The organism is Tibeticola sp. (assembly GCF_022759015.1).
Taxonomy (GTDB): Bacteria; Pseudomonadota; Gammaproteobacteria; order Burkholderiales; family Burkholderiaceae_C; genus Tibeticola; species Tibeticola sediminis.
On the sequence record NZ_JAEMQB010000050.1, the window covers coordinates 1 to 4,741 of the forward strand.

The 4,741-nt window shown below is 66.5% G+C and carries 4 protein-coding genes; 3 read left to right on the forward strand and 1 reads right to left on the reverse strand.

Annotation, left to right across the window (positions count from 1 at the left end):
• The coding region (locus JHC36_RS02970; protein ID WP_287915643.1) for a YqiA/YcfP family alpha/beta fold hydrolase at window positions 1-552 on the reverse strand (552 nt) is incomplete at its 3' end.
• A 46-nt stretch (window positions 553-598) separates the two neighbouring features.
• Here JHC36_RS02970 and rodA point away from each other — a divergent pair.
• The 3 genes from rodA (at window position 599) to JHC36_RS02985 (ending at window position 4,657) form a co-directional block, all read left to right on the forward strand.
• Entirely contained in the window at window positions 599-1,753 is a 1,155-nt protein-coding gene (gene rodA / locus JHC36_RS02975) for a rod shape-determining protein RodA (protein ID WP_287915644.1), read from the forward strand.
• Window positions 1,754-1,849: 96 nt separating this feature from the next.
• A complete protein-coding gene (tldD, locus tag JHC36_RS02980) occupies window positions 1,850-3,310 on the forward strand; it encodes a metalloprotease TldD (protein ID WP_287915646.1) in 1,461 nt (486 codons plus the stop codon).
• Window positions 3,311-3,526: 216 nt separating this feature from the next.
• The gene (locus JHC36_RS02985; protein ID WP_287915649.1) at window positions 3,527-4,657 is read left to right on the forward strand and encodes a 3-deoxy-7-phosphoheptulonate synthase; all 1,131 of its coding nucleotides are present in this window, start codon (window positions 3,527-3,529) and stop codon (window positions 4,655-4,657) included.
• The last annotated feature ends 84 nt before the right edge of the window (window positions 4,658-4,741 follow it).

Consider the following 4,741-nt stretch of genomic DNA (forward strand, 5'->3'; position numbering starts at 1 on the left):
CGGGAAATCGCTCAGGCCATGGTCGCCGCCGTCGATGAGCTCGACCTGGGCGGAGCCATAGCGCGCGAACATCTCGCGCCAGTCGAGCACCTCGTCGCCTTTGGCGATGAAGACCAGATAACGCTCGGGCTGCTGCAGTGCCCCCGGGTGCAGCGCACGCAGTTCATCCACATATTCAGCGCGGAAATACACATGCGCCTGCGGGTCCTGCCAGACGCTGTGCTCGCCGATGTAGGCTGCCAGATCGCGCTCGGGGTAGACAGCCGGGTTGATCAACGCAGCCCGGCAAGCCAGGCGCTCGGCCACGACGGTCGCATAAAAACCGCCCAGCGAGGAGCCGACCACCCCCATGCGTGCGGCAGGCCAGTCGGCCACGCCCTCGAACACCTGGGCCAGCGCCTCGCGCGGTGAGGCGGGCAGGGCAGGGCACCACCAGTGCACGTCGGGGTGGTGCGCGCGCATCAGCGCCTCCAAATGCCGCGCCTTCGCCGATTGCGGCGAGGAGCGAAAGCCGTGCAGGTAGAGCAGATGGGTGATGGGCTCAGGACGCATGGACCACCATCATAGAGAGCCGCCGCAGCGTCGATAATTCGCGCCCATGGCCGCTGTTTTCGACCGCCCCCCTCTGTGGCAACGCCTCTCGCCGATGCTGCGTGGCTTCGATGGGCCGCTGGCGTTTGCGGTGTTCGTCCTCTGTGGCCTGGGGCTGCTTGCGATGTATTCCTCGGGCTACGACCACGGCACGCGCTTCGTCGACCACGCGCGCAACATGCTGCTGGCAGGCTTCATCATGTTCGTGGTGGCTCAGGTGCCGCCGCAGCGCCTCATGAGCGTGGCCGTGCCCCTCTACACGGTGGGCGTGGCGCTGCTCGTTGCGGTGGCGCTGTTCGGATTGACGAAGAAAGGCGCGCGCCGCTGGCTCAACGTCGGGGTGGTGATCCAGCCGAGCGAAATCATGAAAATCGCCATGCCCCTGATGCTCGCCTGGTGGTTCCAAAAGCGCGAGGGTGCCTTGCGGGCGGTGGACTTTCTCGTCGCCGGGCTGCTGCTGGCGGTGCCGGTCGGGCTCATCATGAAGCAGCCGGACCTGGGCACCGCGATGTTGGTGCTGGCCTCGGGCCTGTCGGTCATCTTCTTTGCGGGCTTGAGCTGGAAGCTGGTGCTGCCGCCGGTGCTGCTCGGTCTGGCCGGCGTGGCGGCGCTCGCGATTTTTGGTGACGACTGGTGTGCGGACGGCGTGCGCTGGCCGCTGTTGCACGACTATCAACAACAGCGCATCTGCACCTTGCTGGACCCCACGCGCGATCCGCTGGGCAAGGGCTTTCACATCATCCAGGGCATGATTGCCATTGGCTCGGGCGGCGTCACCGGCAAGGGCTTCATGCAGGGTACGCAAACGCATCTCGAATTCGTGCCCGAGCGCACGACCGACTTCATCTTCGCGGCGTTCAGCGAGGAATTCGGCCTGCTGGGAAATCTGGTGCTGATCTCGGCTTTTGCGGTGCTGATCCTGCGCGCGCTCTCCATCGCAGCGCAGGCGCCCACGCTGTTCACCCGGCTGCTCGCGGGCGCCATCGCGGTGATGTTTTTCTCCTACGCCTTCGTCAACATGGGCATGGTCAGCGGCATCTTGCCGGTGGTCGGCGTGCCGCTGCCCTTCATCAGCTACGGCGGCACCGCCATGGTCACGCTCGGCTTGGCACTGGGCATGCTGATGTCCATCGCCCGCGCCAAGCGGCTCATGCCCTCCTGACGGGTGCTGAGTGAGGGGCGGGTTTGGGGGCGGGTTCGGCGTCACCCGCAATTCCCTGCGCCGGGGCGGCGGGCCGCGGCTGCCTACAATGAAGCCATGATTACGCGTGAACCCACCCTCGAGCGCCTGGCCACCGCGCAGGCGCTGCTGCTCGAACCGTTTGGCCTGACCGAGGCGCACCTGAGCCGCGCGCTCGCGGAGATCCGGCTGCGTCAGGTGGACGACGCCGACCTGTATTTCGAATACACCCGTTCCGAAGGCTGGAGCCTCGAAGAAGGCATCGTAAAGACCGGCAGCTTCAGCATCGACCAGGGCGTGGGCGTGCGGGCGGTCAGCGGCGAGAAAACCGCGTTTGCCTACTCGGACGACATCTCCGAGGCATCCCTGATGGATGCCGCCCGCACCGTGCGCTCGATCGCCCAGGCCGCGCAGAATCGGCGCGTGCGCACGCCAGCGCGCAAGGTGGCGCGCAGCCGCAAGCTTTATGGCCCGGTGGACCCCATCGGCACGCTGGATAGCAACGCCAAGGTGGCGCTGCTCGGGCGGGTGGAACAGATGGCGCGCAGCCGCGACCCGCGTATCGTGCAGGTGATGGCTGGCCTCGCGGCGGAGTACGACGTGGTGCTCATCGCGCGCGCCGATGGCACGCTCGCCGCCGACGTGCGGCCGCTGGTACGGCTGTCGGTCTCGGTGATTGCCGAGCAGCAGGGCCGGCGGGAGTCGGGCTTTGCCGGAGGCGGCGGCCGGTTTGGCCTGGGCTACTTCGACGATGCGGTGCTTGCGCAGTATGTGGACGAGGCGGTCAGCGCCGCGCTCACCAATCTCGAGGCGCGTCCCGCGCCGGCGGGCGAGATGACCGTGGTGCTCGGCCCGGGCTGGCCCGGCATCCTGCTGCACGAGGCCATCGGCCACGGCCTCGAGGGCGATTTCAACCGCAAGGGCTCCAGCACCTTTTCCGGGCGCATCGGCCAGCGCGTGGCGGCCAAGGGCGTGACCGTGCTCGACGACGGCACCCTCGCCGACCGGCGCGGTTCGCTCAACGTGGATGACGAAGGCCATCCCACTCAGCGCACGGTGCTGATCGAGGACGGCATCCTCAAGGGCTACATCCAAGATGCCACGAACGCCCGCCTCATGGGCGTCAAGCCCACCGGCAACGGTCGCCGCGAGAGCTACGCCCATGTGCCGCTGCCGCGCATGACCAACACCTACATGCTCGGCGGCGCGCACGAGCCCGAGGAAATCGTCGCCAGCATCAAGCGCGGCCTCTACGCCACCAATTTCGGCGGCGGCCAGGTCGACATCACCAGCGGCAAGTTCGTCTTCAGCGCGAGCCAAGCCTACTGGGTGGAAAACGGCCGGATCCAATACCCGGTCAAGGGCGCGACGCTGGTGGGCAGCGGGCCCGACGTGCTCAAGCGCGTCTCCATGATCGGGCGCGACATGCGGCTCGACTCCGGCGTGGGTACCTGCGGCAAAGAAGGGCAGAGCGTGCCCGTGGGCGTGGGCCAGCCCACCCTGCGTATCGACGGGCTGACCGTGGGCGGCACCGCGTAAGCCTGGCTTCAAGATTCATGTGCTAAAGTTCCTCGCATGTTGTTGCGCTTCGCTTTTGGTTTTTACTTTTGGTTCTCTGTCCCCGGCGGACGAGAGGCGAACGCGTAAGCACCCCCAACCCCTCGAAAAAACCGCCGCAGCGTCACCGCCCGGCGGTTTTTTCTTGGCCGCTCACAACCTTCCCTCATCCCAACGTTCGATTCCAGGAGCCCTCCGATGACCCCCAAGCCTCAGGCCAGCACCGACGTCTGGTCGCCGCGTCCCGCCGACCGCACCAGCCAGACCGACGACCAACGCATCAAGGACATCACCGTGCTGCCGCCGCCCGAACACCTGATCCGCTTCTTCCCGATCAGCGGCACCCCCGTCGAGACACTGATCGCCGACACGCGTCGCCGCATCCACGACATCATGTCGGGCAAAGACGACCGGCTGCTGGTGGTCATCGGGCCGTGCTCCATCCACGACCCGGCCGCAGCCATCGACTACGCCCGCCGCCTCAAGGCCGAGCGCGAGCGCCATGCCGACACGCTGGAAATCGTCATGCGGGTCTATTTCGAGAAGCCGCGCACGACGGTTGGCTGGAAGGGACTCATCAACGACCCCTACCTCGATGAGAGTTACCGCATCGACGAAGGCCTGCGCATCGCGCGCCAACTGCTCATCGAAATCAACCGCCTGGGGCTGCCGGCGGGCAGCGAGTTCCTCGACGTGATCAGCCCGCAATACATCGGCGACCTCATCAGCTGGGGCGCCATCGGCGCGCGCACGACGGAGAGCCAGGTGCACCGCGAGCTCGCCTCGGGCCTGTCGGCGCCGATCGGCTTCAAAAACGGCACCGACGGCAACCTCAAGATCGCCATCGACGCCATCCAGGCCGCGGCGCGTCCGCACCATTTCCTCTCGGTGCACAAGAACGGCCAGGTCGCCATCGTGCGCACCAAGGGCAACAAGGATTGCCACGTCATCCTGCGCGGCGGCAAACACACCAACTACGACGCGGCCAGCGTCGCTGCGGCGTGCAAAGAGCTCGAAGCCGCAAAGCTCCACCCCTCGCTCATGGTCGATTGCAGCCACGCCAACAGCGCCAAGCAGCATGAGCGCCAGATCGAGGTGGCCCGCGACATCGCCGGCCAGCTCGCGGCCGGTTCGCGTCAGATCTTCGGCGTCATGGTCGAGAGCCATCTGCAGCCGGGCGCGCAGAAATTCACCGCGGGCAAGGACGACGTCGCTGCGCTCGAGTATGGCAAGAGCATCACCGACGCCTGCCTCGGCTGGGCCGATTCGGTCGGCGTGCTCGACATGCTCGCCCAGGGTGTTCGGGCGAGGCGCAAACAGGCAAAATGAACGCTTTTGCGGCGGATGCCAGTGTGAAATGCCAAGGTATTGCTATCGAAGTTGAAGCGCTTCGATCAGCTTCTGGTGCACGCC

Coding starts and splice junctions, on each gene's coding strand:
- JHC36_RS02985 (WP_287915649.1), top strand. CDS start 3,527: ATGACCCCCAAGCCTCAGGCCAGCACCGACGTCTGGTCGCCGCGTCCC.
- tldD (WP_287915646.1), top strand. CDS start 1,850: ATGATTACGCGTGAACCCACCCTCGAGCGCCTGGCCACCGCGCAGGCG.
- rodA (WP_287915644.1), top strand. CDS start 599: ATGGCCGCTGTTTTCGACCGCCCCCCTCTGTGGCAACGCCTCTCGCCG.